We start from the raw sequence: 19,303 nt of genomic DNA on the forward strand, positions 1-19,303 counted from the left end.
CCGCCGTTCGCCAGGTGCGAGTGCCGCTCGGTCCAGCCGAGCCTGCCGCGGCCCCGCCGCCGCCAGGCCCGGTCGGCTCGGCACGTCGGGGCGTCAGGCGTGGCGGTCGCCCGACCGGCACGGACAACCGAGCCAGACCCGGTAGTTGCCGAGTGTCCCCGCACGGGGGCAGCACCAATGAGCCGGGCGCAACACGAGGAGCACACGGCCATGGCCGTTGTCACGATGCGGGAGCTGCTGGAGAGCGGCGTCCACTTCGGTCACCAGACCCGTCGTTGGAACCCGAAGATGAAGCGCTTCATCTTCACGGAGCGCAACGGCATCTACATCATCGACCTGCTGCAGTCGCTGAACTACATCGACCGCGCGTTCGAGTTCGTCAAGGAGACCGTTGCCCACGGCGGCAGCGTCCTCTTCGTCGGCACCAAGAAGCAGGCCCAGGAGGCCATCGCCGAGCAGGCCACCCGCGTGGGCATGCCCTACGTGAACCAGCGCTGGCTCGGCGGCATGCTGACCAACTTCTCCACCGTCTACAAGCGCCTGCAGCGCCTCAAGGAGCTCGGCGAGCTCGACTTCTCGGACGTGGCCGGCTCCGGCCTCACCAAGAAGGAGCTCCTGGTCCTCCAGCGCGAGCACGACAAGCTGGAGAAGACCCTCGGCGGTATCCGCGACATGCAGCGCGTCCCGAGCGCGGTGTGGATCGTGGACACCAAGAAGGAGCACATCGCGGTCGGCGAGGCCCGCAAGCTCAACATCCCGGTCGTCGCGATCCTCGACACCAACTGCGACCCGGACGAGGTCGACTACAAGATCCCGGGCAACGACGACGCGATCCGCTCCGTCACCCTGCTGACCCGTGTGATCGCCGACGCCGTCGCCGAGGGCCTCAAGGCCCGCGCCGGTGTCGCCAAGGGCGACGTCAAGGCCGAGCCGGGCGCCGGCCAGCCGCTGGCCGACTGGGAGCAGGACCTGCTGGCCACCGGTGAGACCAAGGCCGCCGAGGCCGAGGCCCCCGCCGTCGAGGCCGAGGCCCCCGCTGCCGAGGCGACCGAGGCTCCGGCCGCCGAGGCCACCGAGGCCGAGCAGGCCTGACGTACCGAGGGTGAGGGGCAGTCGCCGGTACGCACCGGCGAGTGCCCCTCTCTCCACGTGCCGGGGCTGAACCACGAGCCCCGGCGCACCCACCCCGCAGACACGCGAGACGCGAGAAGAGATTCACACCATGGCGAACATCTCCGCCGCGGACGTCAAGAAGCTCCGTGAGCTCACCGGCGCCGGCATGATGGACTGCAAGAAGGCGCTCGACGAGGCCGAGGGCGACGTCCAGAAGGCCGTCGAGCTCCTCCGCATCAAGGGCCAGAAGGGCGTCGCCAAGCGCGAGGGCCGCGACGCCTCCAACGGCGCCGTCGCCGCGCTGATCGCCGAGGACAAGAAGTCCGGCGTGCTGGTCGAGCTCAACTGCGAGACCGACTTCGTCGCCAAGGGCGGCAAGTTCGTCGAGGTCGCCGAGGCGCTCGCCGCCCACGTGGCCGCCACCTCCCCGGCCGACCTGGAGACCGCCCTGGCCTCCGAGATCGCCGCCGGCCAGACCGTCCAGCAGTTCGTGGACGAGGCCAACGCGACCCTGGGCGAGAAGATCGTCTTCCGCCGCTTCGCGCAGTACGCCGGTGACGGCTTCGTCGCGGTCTACCTGCACAAGACCGACCCGGACCTGCCGCCGGCCATCGGTGTCCTGGTCGAGCTGGACCAGGAGAACGCCGAGGTCGCCAAGGACGTCGCGCAGCACATCGCCGCCTTCGCGCCGAAGTACCTGTCCCGCGAGGACATCCCGGCCGAGGACATCGAGAACGAGCGCCGCGTCGCCGAGGCCACCGCCCGCGAGGAGGGCAAGCCCGAGGCCGCCCTGCCGAAGATCGTCGAGGGTCGCGTGACCGGCTTCGTCAAGGAGAACTCCGTCCTGGAGCAGGCCTTCGCGAAGGACAACAAGAAGACCGTCGCCAAGGTCCTCGAGGAGAACGGCGTCGCCCTCAAGCGCTTCGCCCGCTTCCGCGTCGGTGCCTGAGACACGTTCACCCGGTTCCGGCCTAAGGTAGGAACCGCCGCCGCAGCTGTGACCCAGTGAGTCGGCACCAGAACGACGAGGAGGCCATTGCCGTGCAGGAGACCGTACCGGTTCCCGCGGCAGTGGCCTCCTCGCGTGTACACGCGGGCCAGGGCGCCGCACACCCGGGCCCGTGAAGCAGCAGGTGCAGAAGGAGAAGTCCATGCAGGAGACGCAGGAGACCGCGCAGGACGGCGTGGGCCGCCGCGTTCTGCTCAAGCTGTCCGGTGAGGCGTTCGCCGGCGGAGGCGGCCTCGGCGTCGACCCCGACGTCGTCCACAAGATCGCGCGCGAGATCGCGACGGTGGTCCGGCAGGGCACCGAGGTCGCGGTGGTCATCGGCGGGGGCAACTTCTTCCGCGGTGCCGAGTTGCAGGTGCGCGGCATGGACCGGGCCCGCTCGGACTACATGGGCATGCTCGGCACCGTGATGAACTGCCTCGCGCTGCAGGACTTCCTGATGAAGGAAGGGATCGAGACCCGGGTCCAGACCGCGATCACCATGGGCCAGGTCGCCGAGCCGTACCTGCCGCTGCGGGCCATCCGGCACCTGGAGAAGGGCCGCGTCGTGATCTTCGGCGCGGGGATGGGCATGCCCTACTTCTCCACCGACACCACCGCCGTGCAGCGCGCCCTGGAGATCCATGCCGAGGTGCTGCTGATGGGCAAGAACGGGGTGGACGGCGTCTACGACTCCGACCCCAGGACCAACCCGGACGCGGTGCGCTTCGACGCACTGGAGTACGCCGAGGTCATCGCCCGCGACCTGAAGGTCGCCGACCTGACCGCGATCACCCTGTGCAAGGACAACGGCCTGCCGATCCTGGTCTTCGAGCTGCTGGCCGAGGGCAATATCGCTCGCGCCGTCAGGAGTGAGAAGATCGGCACACTCATCAGCCAGGATTCCGTCCGGGCCTGAGCAGTCGTCAACCGCGCCCCGCCCGAGCACGGTGGGGCCAATCAGTACGCCACGGGCGGTGAGCGCCACGGGCAACCGGACAGGGAGCAGACTGTGATCGAAGAGATCCTCCTCGAGGCCGAGGAGAAGATGGAGAAGGCCGTCGCGGTCGCCAAGGACGACTTCGCCGCCATCCGGACCGGCCGGGCCCACCCGGCGATGTTCAACAAGATCGTCGCCGAGTACTACGGCGCCCCCACCCCGATCAACCAGCTCGCCTCCTTCTCCGTGCCGGAGCCCCGGATGGCGGTCATCACCCCGTTCGACAAGAGCGCGCTGCGCAACATCGAGCAGGCGATCCGCGACTCGGACCTGGGCGTGAACCCCTCCAACGACGGCAGCATGATCCGCGTGAACTTCCCGCAGCTGACCGAGGAGCGCCGCAAGGAGTACATCAAGCTGGCGCGCAGCAAGGGCGAGGACGCCAAGGTCTCGATGCGCTCGATCCGCCGCAAGGCCAAGGACGCGCTGGACAAGCTGGTCAAGGACAAGGAGGCCGGCGAGGACGAGGTGCGCCGGGCCGAGAAGGAGCTCGACGACGTCACCGCCAAGTACGTGGCGAGCATCGACGAGCTGCTGAAGCACAAGGAAGCCGAGCTCCTCGAGGTCTGATGAACGACGCCCCGAACGCCCCAGGCACCAGGGGCGCAACCGAGTCCGCACCCCCGCAGGAGAGTCCGGTGGCCCAGCCCGAGCCGCAGCAGCCCCGCAAGCAGCGCGGTGGCCGCAACCTGCCCGCCGCGATAGGCGTGGGAGTGGGCCTGGGGGCGGTGATCATCGCCTCGCTCTTCGTGGTGAAGGTGCTCTTCCTGGCCGTGGTGGTCGCCGCGGTGTCGATCGGCAGCTACGAGCTGACCAGTCGGCTGGCCGAGCGCAAGGAGATCCGGGTCGCCCAGCTGCCGCTGCTGCTGGGCGGCGTCGCGATGCTCACCACCGGCTACTGGATCGGCCCGCAGGGCGCCGCGGCGGCGCTGGCGCTGACCGCGCTGGCGCTGATGATCTGGCGGATGAAGGAACCGCCGGAGAACTACCTGCGGGACATAACGGCGGGCGTCTTCACCGCGTTCTACGTGCCGTTCCTGGCCACCTTCGTGGCGCTGATGCTGGCCGCGCACGACGGCCCGCAGCGGATCGTGCTCTTCCTGGTGGTCACCATCTGCAGCGACACCGGGGCGTACGCGGTGGGGTACAAGTTCGGGCGCAACAAGCTGGCCCCGACCATCAGCCCGGGCAAGACCCGGGAGGGGCTGGCCGGCGGCATCGGCCTGTCGATGCTGGCCGGCGCGCTGCTGATGGAGTGGATCATCAAGGACGGCCACTGGTGGCAGGGCCTGATCCTGGGCGGCTGCGCGGCGCTCATCGCCACCCTGGGCGACCTCGCCGAGTCGATGATCAAGCGCGACCTGGGGATCAAGGACATGGGCACCCTGCTCCCCGGCCACGGCGGCATCATGGACCGGCTGGACTCGCTGCTGCCCACCGCTCCGGTGGTCTGGCTGCTGCTGGCCGCCTTCGTCGGCAGCTGATCCAGCGGCACCCCCGCGTGCCCGGGCCCCGGACGGCAGACCCGTCCGGGGCCCGCGCCGCATCTGCGACACTGGACGGACCATGCCTGCACCCGGAGAACTCACGTTTGTCGCGCCGCGCGGCGCCAAGCCCCCGCGACACCTCGCCGACCTCGACCCCGCCGCGCGGAAGGCGGCCGTCGCCGAGCTCGGCGAGCAGCCGTTCCGCGCCAAGCAGTTGTCGAACCACTACTTCGGGCGGCTGTCCGCCGACCCGTCCGGGTGGACCGACATCCCGGCGGCCAGCCGGGAGAAGCTGACCGGCGAGCTGCTGCCGGAGCTGATGTCCGTGGTGCGGCACGTCTCCTGCGACGACGACGCCACCCGCAAGACGCTCTGGCGGCTGTTCGACGGCACCCTGGTCGAGTCGGTGCTGATGCGCTACCCGGACCGGGTGACCATGTGCATCAGCTCGCAGGCCGGCTGCGGGATGAACTGCCCGTTCTGCGCCACCGGCCAGGCGGGGCTGACCCGCAACCTGTCCACCGCCGAGATCGTCGAGCAGATCGCGGCCGGCATGCGGGCGCTGCGCAGCGGCGAGATCCCCGGCGGCGAGGCCCGGCTGAGCAACGTGGTCTTCATGGGCATGGGCGAGCCGCTGGCCAACTACAACCGGGTGCTGGCCGCGATCCGGCGGCTGACCGACCCGGCGCCGGACGGCTTCGGGCTCTCCCAGCGCGGCATCACGGTCTCCACCGTCGGCCTGGTGCCGGCCATGCACCGGCTGGCCGACGAGGGGCTGAGCTGCCGGCTGGCGCTGTCGCTGCACGCCCCGGACGACGAGCTGCGCGACGAGCTGGTCCCGGTGAACACCCGGTGGAAGGTGGCCGAGGTGCTGGAGGCCGCGTGGCACTACGCGGAGAAGTCCGGCCGCCGGGTCTCCATCGAGTACGCGCTGATCAAGGACATCAACGACCAGGCCTGGCGGGCCGACCTGCTGGGCCGGTTGATCAAGAACCACCGGGTGCACGTCAACCTGATCCCGCTGAACCCGACCCCGGGCTCCAAGTGGACCGCCTCCCGGCCCGAGGACGAGCGCGAGTTCGTCCGCCGGCTGGAGGCGCACGGGGTGCCGACCACGGTCCGCGACACCCGCGGCCAGGAGATCGACGGGGCCTGCGGCCAGCTCGCCGCGGCGGGCTGAGCAGAAGCGGCTGAGCAGGCGCGGCTGAGCAGGCGGGGCCGAGCAGGCGGGGCCGAGCAGGCGCGGGCGCCGGGGGTGCTGACCTCAGGTCAGCATCCCCGCGCCCAGCACGGCGGTCAGTCCGCCGGTGGCCAGCAGCACCAGACCGGCCAGCGACCAGCGCAGCAGGGTGGCGGCGGCCAGCAGCTGCGGGGAGGAGCCGAGGCGCAGCAGCGTCTCGCCGACCGGGCGGCGGGCGGCCCGCAGCTCGGTGAGCCGGGCGACGACGGCCGCCAGCGCGCAGCCGGTGACCAGCAGTGCCTCGGCGGCCGGCAACGGCCCGGTGCCCGAGGCGCCGGGCGCCACCCAGTGCCGCACCGCGGTGAGCACCACGGCCAGGGTGAGCGCGAGCGCCGCCAGCGGGGCACTGAGCCGCGGCGCCAGGCCGGTCAGCCCGCGCCCGGCCAGCAGGCGGCGGGCGCCCGGGCGGCCCAGTGCCAGCAGCCGACCCACCCCGGCCAGCAGCGGACCGGTGAGCAGGGCCGCGCCGAGCGCGGCCGCCGCCCAGCCGCCGAACAGCAGCGCGTTGGTGTGCCCGAGGTCCGCCGGCAGTTGCAGCGGGCGCGGGTCGTCGGCCGCGGCCGGGCGCAGCGCGTACAGCTCGGTCAGCGTGCCGCCGGCGGTGAGCAGGCCGGCCGCCAGGACGCGCGGCAGTCCGAACGCCGCGCCGGCCGGCGCCGATCGGTCCTGCGGCAGCGCGTCCCGTCCCGGCACCGCGAGGGCCGCCGCGATCCCGCCGACCAGCGGCAGCAGCGTGACCAGGGCGATCGGCGCGGCGGGCGGCAGCGGCTCACCCATGCCGAGCTCGGGGGCCAGGACCGGCCCCGCGATGTCGTTGCGCAGCACCAGGAAGAGCAGGAGGCTGACCAGCGCGCCGGCCGCGCAGGCCAGGGCGACCTCGCCGGCGATCAGCAGCCGCAGCCGCCGCGGCCCGGCGCCGGCCGCCCGCAGCCCGGCGATCCGCTCGGCCCGGTGGACCGGCAGCGCACGGGCGGCGATCGCCGCGAACCAGCCGACGGCGATCAGCGGCGGCAGGCACCAGAGCAGCCGCTCGGCCGCGGAGTGGGCGCCGGGCGGGTCGCTCAGCGCCCGGCCGAGCGCGCGCAGCAGGAAGGCGGCGACCACGGCGGCAGCGGTCGCGGTGAGGAGCCAGCGGCCCAGGTCGACGACCCGGTAGCCCCTGACCAGCCGGAGATAGAACACCTGCGTCCTCAGTGTGAAGCGGCGACGGGCGCGGGCGACGGGCGCCGGACCGCGGTGGCGGGCGCCGGGGTGCGGCCGTCCACCAGGGCGACCGTGCGGTCCGCGTACCGGGCCAGCTCGGGGTCGTGGGTGGCCAGCACCAGGGTCAGTTGGTGGGAGCGGGCGGCGGTGGTCAGTATCCGCAGCACCTGGTCCCGGGCCTCGCGGTGCAGCGGGGCGGTCGGGTCGTCGGCGAAGACCACCCGGGGCAGCGGGGCGAGTGCCCGGGCCACCGCGATCCGCTGGCACTGACTGCGGACCAGTTCCTCCGGGCGGCGCCTGGCGCAGTCGGCCACGTCGAGCCGCTCCAACCAGTCGTCGGCCGCGCCGTAGGCGGACCGGTGGCCGGCGCCGGCCAGCAGCATCGGCAGCGCGACGTTCTCCCGCGCCGTCAGTTCCGGGACCAGCTGCGGCTCGGAGCCGACGAAGCCGAACCGGTCGCGGCGCAGCTTCTCCCGGCCGGCCCGGCCGAGGGTGTGCACCGGCGAGCTGTTGAACCAGACCTCGCCCGCGTCGACCGGGAGCTGGGCGGAGAGGCAGCCGAGCAGGGTGGACTTGCCCGAGCCCCGGGCGCCGGTGACGGCGAGCACCTCGCCCTCGCGGACACCGAGCGAGACGTCGCGCAGCGCCGGGGTGCCGTGGTGGGACTTGACGATGCCACGCGCCCACAGCACGTCGTTGTCGGGCGGGGCCGCTGACATGTGTTCCTCCGCCGGTCGTGATCGGCTCTGCGGGGTGCAAAGGAATGACAGTCGTCAGATTAGAACGACATCGCCCCGGCGCGGTTGCGGCACACCCGGAGTAGTTGTCATAAACCCGGACGAACCATCAGCAGATCATCAGTAAAAGCCCCGGGGCCGGACCCGTCAGCCCTGAGGAGGAGGCTGCCGGATCCGGCCCCGGGAGGTCCCGCGAGCGCCGGCGGAGCGTCAGATCTTCGCCCACGCGTCGGTGAGGCTGGTCCGCAGGATCTGCTCGATCTCGTCGAAGGTCGACTGGTCGGAGATCAGCGGCGGGGCCAGCTGGACGACCGGGTCGCCACGGTCGTCGGCACGGCAGTAGAGGCCGTTGTCGAACAGCGCCTTGGAGAGGAAGCCGTAGAGCACGCGCTCCACCTCGTCGTCGTTGAACGACTCCTTGGTGACCTTGTCCTTCACCAGCTCGATGCCGTAGAAGAACCCGTTGCCGCGCACGTCGCCGACGATCGGCAGGTCGCGCAGCTTGTTCAGGGTGCCGAGGAAGGCGGCCTCGTTGTCGAGCACGTGCTGGTTGAGGCCCTCGCGCTCGAAGATGTCGAGGTTGGCCAGCGCCACCGCGGAGGAGACCGGGTGGCCACCGAAGGTGTAGCCGTGCAGGAAGGTGTTGTCGCCCTTGTAGAACGGCTCGGCGATCCGGTCGGAGATGATCGTGGCGCCGATCGGGGAGTAGCCCGAGGTCATGCCCTTGGCGCAGGTGATCATGTCGGGCTGGTAGTCGAACTTGTCGGCGCCGAACATGGTGCCGAGGCGGCCGAAGGCACAGATGACCTCGTCCGAGACGAGCAGCACGTCGTGCCGGTCGCAGATCTCGCGCAGCCGCTGGAAGTACCCGGGCGGCGGCGGGAAGCAGCCGCCGGCGTTCTGCACCGGCTCGACGAAGACGGCGGCCACCGTCTCGGCGCCCTCGTTGAGGATCGCCACCTCGATCTCGTCGGCGCACCAGCGGCCGTAGGCCTCCGGGTCGACGGTGCCGTCGGGGCCGGCGAGGAAGGCGGGGGCGCGGTAGATGTTGGTGTTCGGCGCCTTGTGGGTGCCCGGCACCAGCGGCTCGAACGGGGCCTTCAGGCCCGGCAGACCGGTGATCGACAGGGCGCCCTGGGGGGTGCCGTGGTAGGCGACGGCACGCGAGATGACCTTGTACTTGGTCGGCTTGCCGGTCAGCTTGAAGTACTGCTTGGCGAGCTTCCAGGCGGTCTCGACGGCCTCACCGCCGCCGGTGGAGAAGAAGACCTTGTTCAGGTCGCCGGGGGCGTAGTTGGCCAGCCGCTCGGCCAGCTCGACGGCCTTGGGGTGGGCGTAGCTCCAGACCGGGAAGAAGGCGAGCTCCTTGGCCTGCTTGGCAGCGGCCTCGGCCAGCTCCTCGCGGCCGTGACCGGCCTGCACCACGAACAGGCCGGCCAGGCCGTCGAGGTACTTGCGGCCCTTGTCGTCCCAGATGTAGGTGCCCTCGCCGCGCACGATGGTGGGGACGGGGGAGTTCTCGTACGACGACATGCGGGTGAAGTGCATCCACAGGTGGTCGTAGGCGGTCTTCGAAAGGTCCTTCTGTGCCGGGTCGGCGCTCATCGGGTGCCCCAGGTGTAGGTCTGTTTCCGGAGCTTCAGGTAAACGAAGCTCTCGGTCCTCCGCACGCCGGGAAGCGCGCGGATTCGCTTGTTGATCATTTCGAGCAGGTGCTCGTCGTCCTCGCACACCAGCTCGGCCAGCAGGTCGAACGACCCCGCGGTGCAGACCACGTAGTCGACCTCGTCCATGGCGGCCAGGGCGTCGGCGATCGGCTCGATGTCGCCCTCGGCGGTGATGCCGACCATCGCCTGCCGGGTGAACCCGACGGTGAGCGGGTCGGTGACGGCGACGATCTGCATCACGCCCTGGTCGAGCAGCTTCTGGACCCGCTGCCGGACCGCGGCCTCGGAGAGGCCGACGGCCTTGCCGATGGTCGCGTACGCCCGGCGGCCGTCCTCCTGCAGCTGCTCGATGATCGCCTTGGAGACGGAGTCGAGGGGAACGCTGCTGTTCCGGTCGCGGTTGGCCACGCGGCCACTGTGCCCGACGGATCCACCGAGCGCAAGTGCGATGCCTGCTGATTTCGTTGCCCTGATCGGGAAGCCCTGCGGATTTCATTGCGATCTGCGCACGACTATGTCGATCCCAGCAGACTTCCGGCTAACCTGGCCATGTCACGCGCGCGCGTCCCGGTGGGGCGTACGCTCCCCACCAGTGGACCGTGCGACACCCAGCCCGGCCACCCGGCGTCCCTCCGGCGCCGGACCGGGTCACCCACCCGGTCCACTGGCACAGCCCCATGACGGATCGGCCGCCGACCGCGCCGACCGCAACCCGAGGAGAGAGTCGTGAGCGACCTTCGTACGCTGCGCAACTACATCAACGGCCAGTTCGTCGACGCGGCCGACGGCCGCACGCTGGAGATCGTCGACCCGACCACCGGCCAGGCGTACGCGACCTCCCCGCTGTCCGGCGCGGCCGACGTGGACGCGGCGATGGCCTCGGCCGCCGCCGCCTTCGAGACCTGGCGCGACGCCACCCCGTCGACCCGGCAGAAGCTGCTGCTGAAGATCGCCGACGCGGTCGAGGCGCGGGGCGACGAGCTGGTGGACGCCGAGTGCCGCAACACCGGCAAGCCCCGCGGGCTGACCAAGTCCGAGGAGATCGGGCCGATGGTCGACCAGATCCGCTTCTTCGCCGGTGCCGCCCGCCTGCTGGAGGGCAAGGCCGCGGGCGAGTACATGGACGGGATGACCTCGATCGTCCGGCGCGAGCCGGTCGGCGTCTGCGCCCAGGTGGCGCCGTGGAACTACCCGATGATGATGGCCGTCTGGAAGTTCGCCCCGGCGATCGCGGCCGGCAACACCGTGGTGCTCAAGCCGTCCGACACCACCCCCGCCTCCACCGTGCTGCTGGCCGAGATCATCGGCGGCGTGCTGGCCGAGCTGGAGCTGCCGGCCGGCGTCTTCAACGTGCTCTGCGGCGACCGGGAGACCGGCAAGGCGATGGTCGAGCACGCCACCCCGGCGATGGCCTCGATCACCGGCTCGGTGCGGGCCGGCATCCAGGTGGCCGAGTCGGCCGCCAAGGACGTCAAGCGGGTCCACCTGGAGCTCGGCGGCAAGGCCCCGGTCGTGGTCTTCGAGGACGCCGACATCGCCGAGGCGGTCGAGGGCATCTCGGTCGCCGGCTTCTTCAACGCCGGCCAGGACTGCACCGCCGCCACCCGGGTGCTGGTGCACGAGTCGATCCACGACGCCTTCGTGGCCGCGCTGGCGAAGGCCGCCGCGGAGACCAAGACCGGCGGGGTGGACGACGAGGACGTGCTCTACGGCCCGCTGAACAACGCCAACCAGCTCCAGCAGGTGACCGGGTTCATCGAGCGGCTGCCCGCGCACGCCACGGTCGAGGCCGGCGGGCACCGGGTCGGCGAGGTCGGCTACTTCTATGCCCCGACCGTGGTCTCCGGCCTGAACCAGGACGACGAGATCATCCAGAACGAGGTCTTCGGCCCGGTCATCACGGTGCAGAAGTTCACCGACGAGGACCAGGCGGTGTCCTACGCCAACGGCGTCGAGTACGCGCTGGCCTCCTCGGTGTGGACCAAGGACCACGCCCGGGCGATGCGGATGTCGCGCCGGCTGGACTTCGGCTGCGTGTGGATCAACACCCACATCCCGCTGGTCGCGGAGATGCCGCACGGTGGCTTCAAGAAGTCGGGCTACGGCAAGGACCTGTCGGGCTACGGCTTCGAGGACTACACCCGGGTGAAGCACGTCATGACCGCGATCTAGCGGGTCGTGACCGTTCGGCGCAGCATGACCGCGATCTAGCGGGTCGTGACCGTTGGGCGCAGCATGACCGCGATCTGGCGGGTCGTGACCGTTCGGCGCAGCATGACCGCGATCTGGCGGGTCGTGACCGTTGGGCGCAGCATGACCGCGATCTGGCGGGTCGTGACCGTTCGGCGCCGGACGGGCGCGGTCTGAAGGATCGTCCGATGTGAGCAAGGGCCAAGGGGAATCCCCTTGGCCCTTTGCACAGTGTCAGCCCGGCGGCCCGACCACCTGACAAGATGCGCCTGCCCGGCGCGCGGCGTCTTCCCTACGCTGGCGGTCATGAGCATCCCCACCGCCGATCCTGCCGCCGGGCAGGCCGTCAAGGCCGCCGACCGCGCGCACGTCTTCCACTCGTGGTCCGCCCAGGCCCTGATCGACCCCCTCGCGGTGGCCGGTGCCGAGGGTTCGTACTTCTGGGACTACGAGGGCAACCGCTACCTCGACTTCTCCTCCCAGCTGGTGAACACCAACATCGGCCACCAGCACCCCAAGGTGGTCGCCGCGATCCAGGAGCAGGCCGGCAAGCTCTGCACCCTGGCCCCCGGCTTCGCGGTCGAGGCGCGCAGCGAGGCGGCCCGGCTGATCGCCGAGCGCACGCCGGGCGACCTGGACAAGATCTTCTTCACCAACGGCGGCGCCGAGGCCACCGAGAACGCGATCCGGATGGCCCGGCTGCACACCGGCCGCCAGAAGGTGCTCTCCACCTACCGCTCGTACCACGGGGCCACGGCCAACGCGATCGCGCTGACCGGCGACCCGCGCCGCTGGGCGAACGAGACCGGCACCTCCGGCGTGGTGCACTTCTGGGGCCCGCACCCCTACCGCTCCGCCTTCCACGCCGAGAACGAGGCGCAGGAGTGCGAGCGCGCGCTGGCCCACCTGGAGCAGGTGATCGCCTTCGAGGGCCCGCAGACGGTGGCCGCGATCATCCTGGAGACCGTGGTCGGCACCGCCGGCATCCTGGTCCCGCCGCCCGGCTACCTGGCCGGGGTCCGGGAGATCTGCGACCGGTACGGGATCGTCTTCGTCCTGGACGAGGTGATGGCCGGCTTCGGCCGCACCGGCGCCTGGTTCGCCGCCGACCACTGGGGCGTCACCCCCGACCTGCTGACCTTCGCCAAGGGCGTCAACTCCGGCTACGTCCCGCTGGGCGGCGTGGCGATCAACGCCGAGATCGCCGCCACCTTCGCCGAGCGCCCGTTCCCCGGCGGTCTGACCTACTCCGGGCACCCGCTGGCCTGCGCCTCCGCGGTCGCCACCCTCACGGCGATGGCCGAGGAGGGCATCGTCGAGCACGCCAGGGAGATCGGCGAGACCGTGCTCGGCCCGGGCCTGCGCGCGCTGGCGGAGCGTCACCCGGTGATCGGCGACGTGCGCGGGATGGGCGTCTTCTGGGCGCTCGACCTGGTCCGCGACCGGGCCACCCGCGAGCCGCTGGTCCCGTACAACGCGACCGGCGCGGCCAACGCCCCGATGGCCGAGCTGGCGGCGGCCTGCAAGAAGCGCGGACTGTGGCCGTTCACCAACATGAACCGGTTCCACGTGGTGCCGCCGTGCACGATCAGCGTCGCGGAGGCCGAGGAGGGCCTGGCGGCGCTGGACGAGGCGCTCACCGTGGTGGACGCGCACGTGCGCTGACCCGCTTCCGGGCCCGCGTCCGCACCGGACGCGGGCTCAGCGCCGCACCGCGTCCAGCGCGAGCAGCGCCACGTGCAGCGACAGGCAGGACTCCACCTGGTCCAGGTCCACCGCCAGGATCCGCTCCACCTTGTGCAACCGGTCGTAGAAGCTCGGCCGCGACAGGTGCGCCGCATCCGCCGCGGCCGACTTGTTGCGGCCCTGCTCCAGGTAGACCCGCAGCAGCTGGACCAGCTGCGAGCCCTGCTCCGCGTCGTACGCCAGCAGCGGTCCCAGCTCGCGCTCCACGTAGGTCTGCAGCCGGGCGTCGTCGCGCAGCAGGTGCAGCAGACCGCGCAGCCGCACGTCCGGCAGCCGGTAGTAGGAGGCCGCCCGGGCCCCCGGGGCGTCGTGCAGCGCCGCGTCCGCCACCTGGGTCGCCTCCATCAGGGTCCGCCGGGCATCGCGCACCGAGCCGACCGAGGACCCCACCGCCACCACCGGCGGCGTGCCGTCCTTCTCCTTGCCGCTGTCCGCCAGCAGCCGGCGCAGCGTGGCGGCGAAGCCCTCCAGTGCGGTGTGCTCGTCCTGCTGCGAACCGAGCGCGATCAGCAGGCCCACCCCCTCGTCGTCCAGGGCGCCGACCAGCGCGGCCAGCCGGCAGGAGCGGGCCGCCCCGGCCGCGAGCTCGGTGAAGTCGCGCAGCCGCGCCTGCGCCTCCAGCGCGGCCGGCAGCGGACCGCCGCGCCGGCGCAGCACCACCCCGACCAGCCGCCGGCCCTCCAACGGCACCCCCAGCGCCTGCGCGCGCAGCGCCACCTCGGACACGGTCAGCGCGTGGGTCAGGATGCCGGACAGCAGGGTGCGGTGGGTCTGCCGCTCCAGGCTCTCCCGGTCGCGCACGAGCAGCCGGTTGAGCGCCAGGGTGGCCGCCCCGCGCTCCAGCAGCATCGCCCGCGGGTGCGCCTGCGGCTCGGACGGCACCCCCGGCTCGTCCACCAGCACCAGCCGGCCCCAGTCCTCGCCGCGCGCACCCACCACGGTCACCAGCCAGCCGCTGCGCGGGTCGTAGCCGGTGCGCCCGGCCGGGCGCACCGCGCGCGAGCGGCGCTCCCAGTGCTCCAGCAGTTCGTCCTCGGTCCGCCCGGCCGGGTCGTGCGCCAGCACCTGGTGGCTGAGGTTCTCCAGCACCACCGGCCGTCCGGCCATCCGGGCGATCTGGCGCAGCACCTCGGCCGGCTCCGCGCCCTCCACGGCCAGCTCGTTGAAGACCTGGTGCACCGCCTCGGACGCCCGCAGCTGCTCCAGCTGCGCGTTGACCACCAGCGCGTGCACCGCCTCGGTGACCGCGACGAAGCGGATCTCCCGGCGCAGCACCACCAGGGGCAGCCCGCGCTGCTCGGCCGCGTGCACCAGGGCCCGCGGCAGGGTGTCGAAGTAGCGCCGGCCGAACTCGACCACCAGTCCGGCAGCCCCCACCTCGACCAGCTCCCGGACGTACCGCGCCAGCCCCTCGCGGTCGTCCGGCAGCGCGATCCCGGTGGTCAGCACCAGCTCGCCGCCGTGCAGCATCCCGGCCACGTCCGGCAGCTCGCTGACGTGCACCCAGCGCACCGGGCGGTTCAACTGTGCGGCCCCGGCCACCACCTGCGGCAGACCGCGGCGCAGCGCGTCGAGTTCGAGGACCTGGGAGACGGTGGGCAGCACGCAGGGGCCTCCTGACGGTGGAGCAGGGTGTCAGCAGAATCTTGCCTCGCCATGACGATCTGTCACCCCCGCAGGGGGTTGGCACCCTGTAAGCCGCTTGGCGGCTCGGCTGTCGGAGTGACCCTTGTCCGGCCCGGTGGCGAGCGGCAGGGTCGGCGGGAGCGAACCGGGTGCAATGGCACCTATGGAGGAGAACCGACCCATGAAGCTGACCGACTTCGCCACAGGCGCCCAGTACATCGGCGGCCGAGCCGTGCCCGGCACCGGCATGGAGCCCTTCGACGTGGTCAACCCCGCCGACGGCAGCACCGTCGAGCAGGTCCGCCTCGCCTCGACCGCCGACGTGGACGACGCCGTGGCCGCCGCCACCGCCGCACTGCCCGAGTGGTCGGCGGCCAGCCCCGCGACGCGCTCCGCCGCGCTGCTGAAGCTGAGCGCGATCCTCGACCAGCACGCGGCCGACTTCGCCGCCGTGGAGACCGCGCAGACCGGCAAGCCGATCAAGCTCAGCACCGAGTTCGACGTTCCCGGCACCGTCGACAACGCCGCGTTCTTCGCCGGCGCCGCCCGCCAGCTGGAGGGCAAGGCCGCCGCCGAGTACTCCGGCGACCACACCTCCTACGTGCGGCGGGAGGCGATCGGCGTGATCGGCTCGATCGCCCCGTGGAACTACCCGCTGCAGATGGCGGCCTGGAAGGTGCTGCCGGCCGTCGCGGCGGGCAACACGGTGGTGCTCAAGCCCGCCGAGCTCACCCCGCTCACCTCGCTGATGTTCGCCCGCGCCTGCACGGCGGCCGGCCTGCCGGACGGCGTGGTCAACGTGGTGACCGGCGCGGGGCGCGGCGCCGGCGAGCACCTGGTCAGCCACCCGGGGGTGGCCATGGTCTCGTTCACCGGCTCCACCCCGGTCGGCAAGCGGGTGGCCGAGCTGGCCACGGCCACGGTCAAGCGCATCCACCTGGAGCTCGGCGGCAAGGCGCCCTTCGTGGTCTTCGACGACGCCGACCTGTCGGCCGCCGTGCAGGGCGTGGTGGCCGCGGCGCTGATCAACGCCGGCCAGGACTGCACCGCGGCCACCCGCGCCTACGTGCAGCGCCGCCACTACGACGACTTCGTGGCCGGGGTCGCCGAACTGTTCGCCGCCGTCCGGCTGGGCGACCCGCGCAACCCGCGGACCGACCTGGGCCCGCTCGTCTCGTTCGCCCACCGCGACCGGGTGGCCGGCTTCGTCGAGCGGGCCCGTGCACAGGGCGCCACCGTGGTCACCGGCGGAGCCCGCGGCGCTGTCGGCCACGACGGGACTGACCTGACCCGCGGCGCGTACTACCTGCCCACCCTGATCACCGGGGCGCCGCAGCACAGCGAGGTGGTGCAGGGCGAGATCTTCGGTCCGGTGCTGGTGGTGCTGCCCTTCGACAGCGACGAGGAAGGCCTGCGGCTGGCCAACGACACCCCCTACGGGTTGGCCGCCTCCGCCTGGACCCGCGACGTGCACCGCTCGCTGCGCGCGACCCGGGAGCTGGCGGCGGGCTGCGTCTGGATCAACGACCACATCCCGATCGTCAGCGAGATGCCGCACGGCGGGTTCCGGGCCTCCGGCTACGGCAAGGACATGTCGCAGTACTCGCTGGACGAGTACACCCAGGTCAAGCACGTCATGTACGACACGACGGCGGTGGCCCGGAAGGACTGGCACCGCACGGTCTTCGGCGACCGGGCCGGAGTCGTGTAAGAGCTGCCCCCCGAGCCGCTCTCCAGCTGATGACGGATCAGCGGCACGGAGGGCGGGTCATGGACAGCAGCCGAGCGAAGGACGCGGCGGCCTGGTTGGCGGCGGCCGCACCGGATCCGGCCGCCTGCCGGCGGGAGTGGGAGCGCAGCGCCGACGGCGTCGTGCTGCTGCCCGCCGGGCGGTACTGGGACGTGCTGCGGGTGCCGGCCGGGTTGGGGCTGCCCGCACTGCGGCTGCTGGCCGCCGGCCCGCCGAGCGGCCGCGGCCCGGTGCTGTTCGACCCGGGCGACGACACCGTGGGCTACCTGGTGCCGGTGGGGACGGCGACGCGCTGGATCGGCACGGGCGTGCACGGCGCGGGCGACGGCGCGTGGGTGGCCGTCCCGCACCCGGACCGGCGCGGTCGGGGACTGCGCTGGCTGGTGGCGCCCGACGGTTCCGGCAGGCTGACCGACCCCGCGGTGCTGGAGCTCGCACTGCACGGAGCGGCCGCCGGTCTGGCCGGGCCGGGGGAGCACCCGTGAGGCGGGAGGGCGGTCCCGGGACCCCCGGTCCCGACGGGATGTAAGGCCAAACGGGGTATCCCCGTCAGTGTGCTCGTTGAGCCGCCCGAACCGGCCGACCAGACTGGATGACGAGCCAGTGAATTTGGGAGGCAGACCACCGTGAGCACGTCCCCTGAGCGCCGCAGCGGCGCGGAGAAGCACGTCGTCCACTGGATCGGCGGCGCGCCGGTCCCGACGGCCGGCACCGCGCCCCGCCGCGGAGACATCTACGACCCCGCCACCGGTCGGGTCGCCGGCCAGGTGGACTTCGCCGGGATCGCCGAGGTCGACCAGGCGGTGGCAGCCGCCTCCGCCGCGTTCGGCGAGTGGCGCAACGCCTCGGTGGCCAAGCGCACCTCGGTGCTCTTCGCCTTCCGGGAGCTGTTCAACGCGCGCAAGGACGAGCTGGCCGCGCTGATCGTCTCCGAGCACGGCAAGGTGCACTCGGACGCGCTCGGTGAGCTGGCCCGCGGCCAGGAGGTGGTGGAGTACGCCTGCGGCATCCCGCAGCTGATCAAGGGGAGCTTCACCGAGCAGGCCTCCACCGGCATCGACGTCTACTCGATCCGCCAGCCGCTCGGCCCGGTCGCCATCATCTCGCCGTTCAACTTCCCGGCCATGGTGCCGATGTGGTTCTTCCCGATCGCCATCGCGGCCGGCAACACCGTGGTGCTCAAGCCCTCGGAGAAGGACCCCTCGGCGGCGAACTTCCTGGCGGAGCTGTGGCGCGAGGCCGGTCTGCCGGACGGTGTCTTCAACGTGGTGCACGGCGACAAGGTCGCGGTGGACCGGCTGCTGGAGCACCCCGACATCAAGTCGGTCAGCTTCGTCGGCTCGACCCCCATCGCCCGCTACGTGTACGAGACCGGCACCCGGTACGGCAAGCGGGTGCAGGCGCTGGGCGGAGCGAAGAACCACATGCTGGTGCTGCCCGACGCCGACCTGGACCTGAGTGCCGACGCCGCGGTGAACGCCGGCTTCGGTGCGGCCGGCGAGCGCTGCATGGCGGTGTCGGTGCTGGTCGCGGTCGACCCGATCGGCGACGAGCTGGTGGAGAAGATCAAGCAGCGGATGGCCACCCTCAAGGTCGGCCCCGGCTGCAACGGCGACTCGGAGATGGGCCCGCTGGTCACCGGCCAGCACCGGGACAAGGTCGCCTCCTACGTGGAGTCCGGCGTGGCCGACGGCGCCGAGCTCACCGTCGACGGCCGCAAGCACGTGATCACCGCCGAGGACGCCAACGGCGAGCCCACGACCGACGGCTTCTGGCTCGGCCCGACGCTGTTCGACCGGGTGAAGCCCGGCATGTCCGTCTACAACGACGAGATCTTCGGCCCGGTGCTCTCGGTGGTGCGGGTCTCCTCCTACGAGGAGGGCCTGGCGCTGATCAACGCCAACCCGTACGGCAACGGGACCGCCATCTTCACCAATGACGGTGGCGCGGCCCGGCGCTTCCAGCACGAGGTGGAGGTCGGCATGGTCGGCATCAACGTGCCGATCCCGGTGCCGGTCGCCTACTACTCCTTCGGCGGCTGGAAGGCCTCGCTGTTCGGTGACACCCACGCGTACGGCCCGGACGGGGTGCAGTTCTTCACCCGGGGCAAGGCGGTGACCCAGCGCTGGCTGGACCCCTCGCACGGCGGGATCAACCTGGGCTTCCCGACCAACAGCTGACAACTGCTCAAACGGGGCCGGTCCACCCCTCGCGGGCGGGCCGGCCCTCGCCGTGTCCTCGCGGTGCTCCCCGTGCCGTCCGGCGACGGTTTGCCCCCGAGCCAGGAAGGGCGTAGCGTGTCCTAGTCGCTCGGCAGGGAGCACCGGACACGCGTCTGTGTGGACGGTCCCGGAGCGGCCACTCCCAGGAAATACCTCTCGCACTACTTCTGTGCTGGTTCTTCGTGCGTTCGCACGGGGCCGGTCCGTTGTGCTGCGCCGGTAATTCCTCGGTGGTGTCTCCCGGAGAAGTCCGGGGGCCCGGATTCGCTTTTCGGAGCGGAGTTGGGCTAAAGTTCAACACGTCGGACGGGCCGTCAGGTCGCAGAAGACGAAA

Annotated in this window: 17 protein-coding genes; 12 read left to right on the top strand and 5 right to left on the bottom strand. The window is 71.9% G+C overall.

The window, feature by feature from the left end; translation table 11 throughout:
* Positions 1-210: 210 nt before the first annotated feature.
* The 6 genes from rpsB (at position 211) to rlmN (ending at position 5,768) form a co-directional block, all read left to right on the top strand.
* Positions 211-1,092 carry a 30S ribosomal protein S2 gene (gene rpsB / locus ACFW1A_RS13105; protein WP_380408219.1) on the top strand — a complete coding sequence of 294 codons (882 nt, stop codon included), beginning with the start codon at positions 211-213 and terminating at the stop codon, positions 1,090-1,092.
* 130 nt (positions 1,093-1,222) lie between these two features.
* The gene (tsf, locus tag ACFW1A_RS13110; protein ID WP_380408220.1) at positions 1,223-2,062 is read left to right on the top strand and encodes a translation elongation factor Ts; all 840 of its coding nucleotides are present in this window, start codon (positions 1,223-1,225) and stop codon (positions 2,060-2,062) included.
* A gap of 202 nt (positions 2,063-2,264) precedes the next feature.
* Complete coding sequence (pyrH, locus tag ACFW1A_RS13115) at positions 2,265-3,020, top strand: UMP kinase (RefSeq protein ID WP_380408254.1); 756 nt, start codon at positions 2,265-2,267, stop codon at positions 3,018-3,020.
* A 93-nt stretch (positions 3,021-3,113) separates the two neighbouring features.
* Positions 3,114-3,671 (top strand): ribosome recycling factor, encoded by a 558-nt coding sequence (frr, locus tag ACFW1A_RS13120; protein WP_380408222.1) that lies wholly within the window; start codon positions 3,114-3,116, stop codon positions 3,669-3,671.
* Positions 3,671-4,585, top strand: coding sequence for a phosphatidate cytidylyltransferase (locus ACFW1A_RS13125; RefSeq protein WP_380408223.1), 915 nt, complete (start codon positions 3,671-3,673; stop codon positions 4,583-4,585). The genes frr and ACFW1A_RS13125 overlap by 1 nt, the downstream gene beginning before the upstream one ends.
* Before the next feature lie 82 nt (positions 4,586-4,667).
* A complete protein-coding gene (gene rlmN, locus ACFW1A_RS13130; RefSeq protein ID WP_380408225.1) occupies positions 4,668-5,768 on the top strand; it encodes a 23S rRNA (adenine(2503)-C(2))-methyltransferase RlmN in 1,101 nt (366 codons plus the stop codon).
* Positions 5,769-5,852: 84 nt separating this feature from the next.
* Here rlmN and ACFW1A_RS13135 read toward each other — a convergent pair whose 3' ends face one another.
* The 4 genes from ACFW1A_RS13135 to ACFW1A_RS13150 all read right to left on the bottom strand — a co-directional run bounded on the left by ACFW1A_RS13135 (position 5,853) and on the right by ACFW1A_RS13150 (position 9,843).
* The gene (locus ACFW1A_RS13135) at positions 5,853-7,010 is read right to left on the bottom strand and encodes a hypothetical protein (RefSeq protein WP_380408227.1); all 1,158 of its coding nucleotides are present in this window, start codon (positions 7,008-7,010) and stop codon (positions 5,853-5,855) included.
* 8 nt (positions 7,011-7,018) lie between these two features.
* Complete coding sequence (locus tag ACFW1A_RS13140) at positions 7,019-7,750, bottom strand: ABC transporter ATP-binding protein (RefSeq protein WP_380408229.1); 732 nt, start codon at positions 7,748-7,750, stop codon at positions 7,019-7,021.
* A 228-nt stretch (positions 7,751-7,978) separates the two neighbouring features.
* Positions 7,979-9,373 (bottom strand): aspartate aminotransferase family protein, encoded by a 1,395-nt coding sequence (locus ACFW1A_RS13145; RefSeq protein ID WP_380408231.1) that lies wholly within the window; start codon positions 9,371-9,373, stop codon positions 7,979-7,981.
* Positions 9,370-9,843: an Lrp/AsnC family transcriptional regulator gene (locus ACFW1A_RS13150; RefSeq protein WP_110669795.1), complete on the bottom strand. Its 474-nt coding sequence runs from the start codon at positions 9,841-9,843 to the stop codon at positions 9,370-9,372. Before ACFW1A_RS13150 ends, ACFW1A_RS13145 begins: the two co-directional genes overlap by 4 nt.
* A 318-nt stretch (positions 9,844-10,161) precedes the next feature.
* Between ACFW1A_RS13150 and ACFW1A_RS13155 the strand changes: the two genes are divergently transcribed.
* The 3 genes from ACFW1A_RS13155 to ACFW1A_RS13165 all read left to right on the top strand — a co-directional run bounded on the left by ACFW1A_RS13155 (position 10,162) and on the right by ACFW1A_RS13165 (position 13,290).
* On the top strand, positions 10,162-11,607 hold the full coding sequence (locus tag ACFW1A_RS13155) for a gamma-aminobutyraldehyde dehydrogenase (RefSeq protein ID WP_380408234.1): 1,446 nt from the start codon (positions 10,162-10,164) through the stop codon (positions 11,605-11,607).
* 63 nt (positions 11,608-11,670) lie between these two features.
* Positions 11,671-11,802: a hypothetical protein gene (locus ACFW1A_RS13160; RefSeq protein WP_380408236.1), complete on the top strand. Its 132-nt coding sequence runs from the start codon at positions 11,671-11,673 to the stop codon at positions 11,800-11,802.
* Between the two features lie 129 nt (positions 11,803-11,931).
* Positions 11,932-13,290, top strand: coding sequence for an aspartate aminotransferase family protein (locus ACFW1A_RS13165; protein WP_380408238.1), 1,359 nt, complete (start codon positions 11,932-11,934; stop codon positions 13,288-13,290).
* Between the two features lie 36 nt (positions 13,291-13,326).
* Here the strand turns inward: ACFW1A_RS13165 and ACFW1A_RS13170 are convergent, their stop codons facing one another.
* Positions 13,327-14,976, bottom strand: a complete 1,650-nt coding sequence (locus ACFW1A_RS13170; protein WP_380408240.1) for a PucR family transcriptional regulator — start codon at positions 14,974-14,976, stop codon at positions 13,327-13,329.
* Between the two features lie 202 nt (positions 14,977-15,178).
* On the opposite strand from ACFW1A_RS13170, the gene ACFW1A_RS13175 reads away from it, so the two are divergent.
* From ACFW1A_RS13175 to ACFW1A_RS13185, 3 genes are all read left to right on the top strand, one after another.
* Positions 15,179-16,708: a gamma-aminobutyraldehyde dehydrogenase gene (locus ACFW1A_RS13175; protein ID WP_380408242.1), complete on the top strand. Its 1,530-nt coding sequence runs from the start codon at positions 15,179-15,181 to the stop codon at positions 16,706-16,708.
* A gap of 59 nt (positions 16,709-16,767) precedes the next feature.
* The gene (locus ACFW1A_RS13180) at positions 16,768-17,232 is read left to right on the top strand and encodes a hypothetical protein (RefSeq protein ID WP_380408244.1); all 465 of its coding nucleotides are present in this window, start codon (positions 16,768-16,770) and stop codon (positions 17,230-17,232) included.
* A 141-nt stretch (positions 17,233-17,373) separates the two neighbouring features.
* Entirely contained in the window at positions 17,374-18,927 is a 1,554-nt protein-coding gene (locus ACFW1A_RS13185; RefSeq protein WP_380408246.1) for a CoA-acylating methylmalonate-semialdehyde dehydrogenase, read from the top strand.
* The last annotated feature ends 376 nt before the right edge of the window (positions 18,928-19,303 follow it).

It is taken from the genome of Kitasatospora sp. NPDC058965, assembly GCF_042741245.1.
Lineage (GTDB): Bacteria > Actinomycetota > Actinomycetes > Streptomycetales > Streptomycetaceae > Kitasatospora.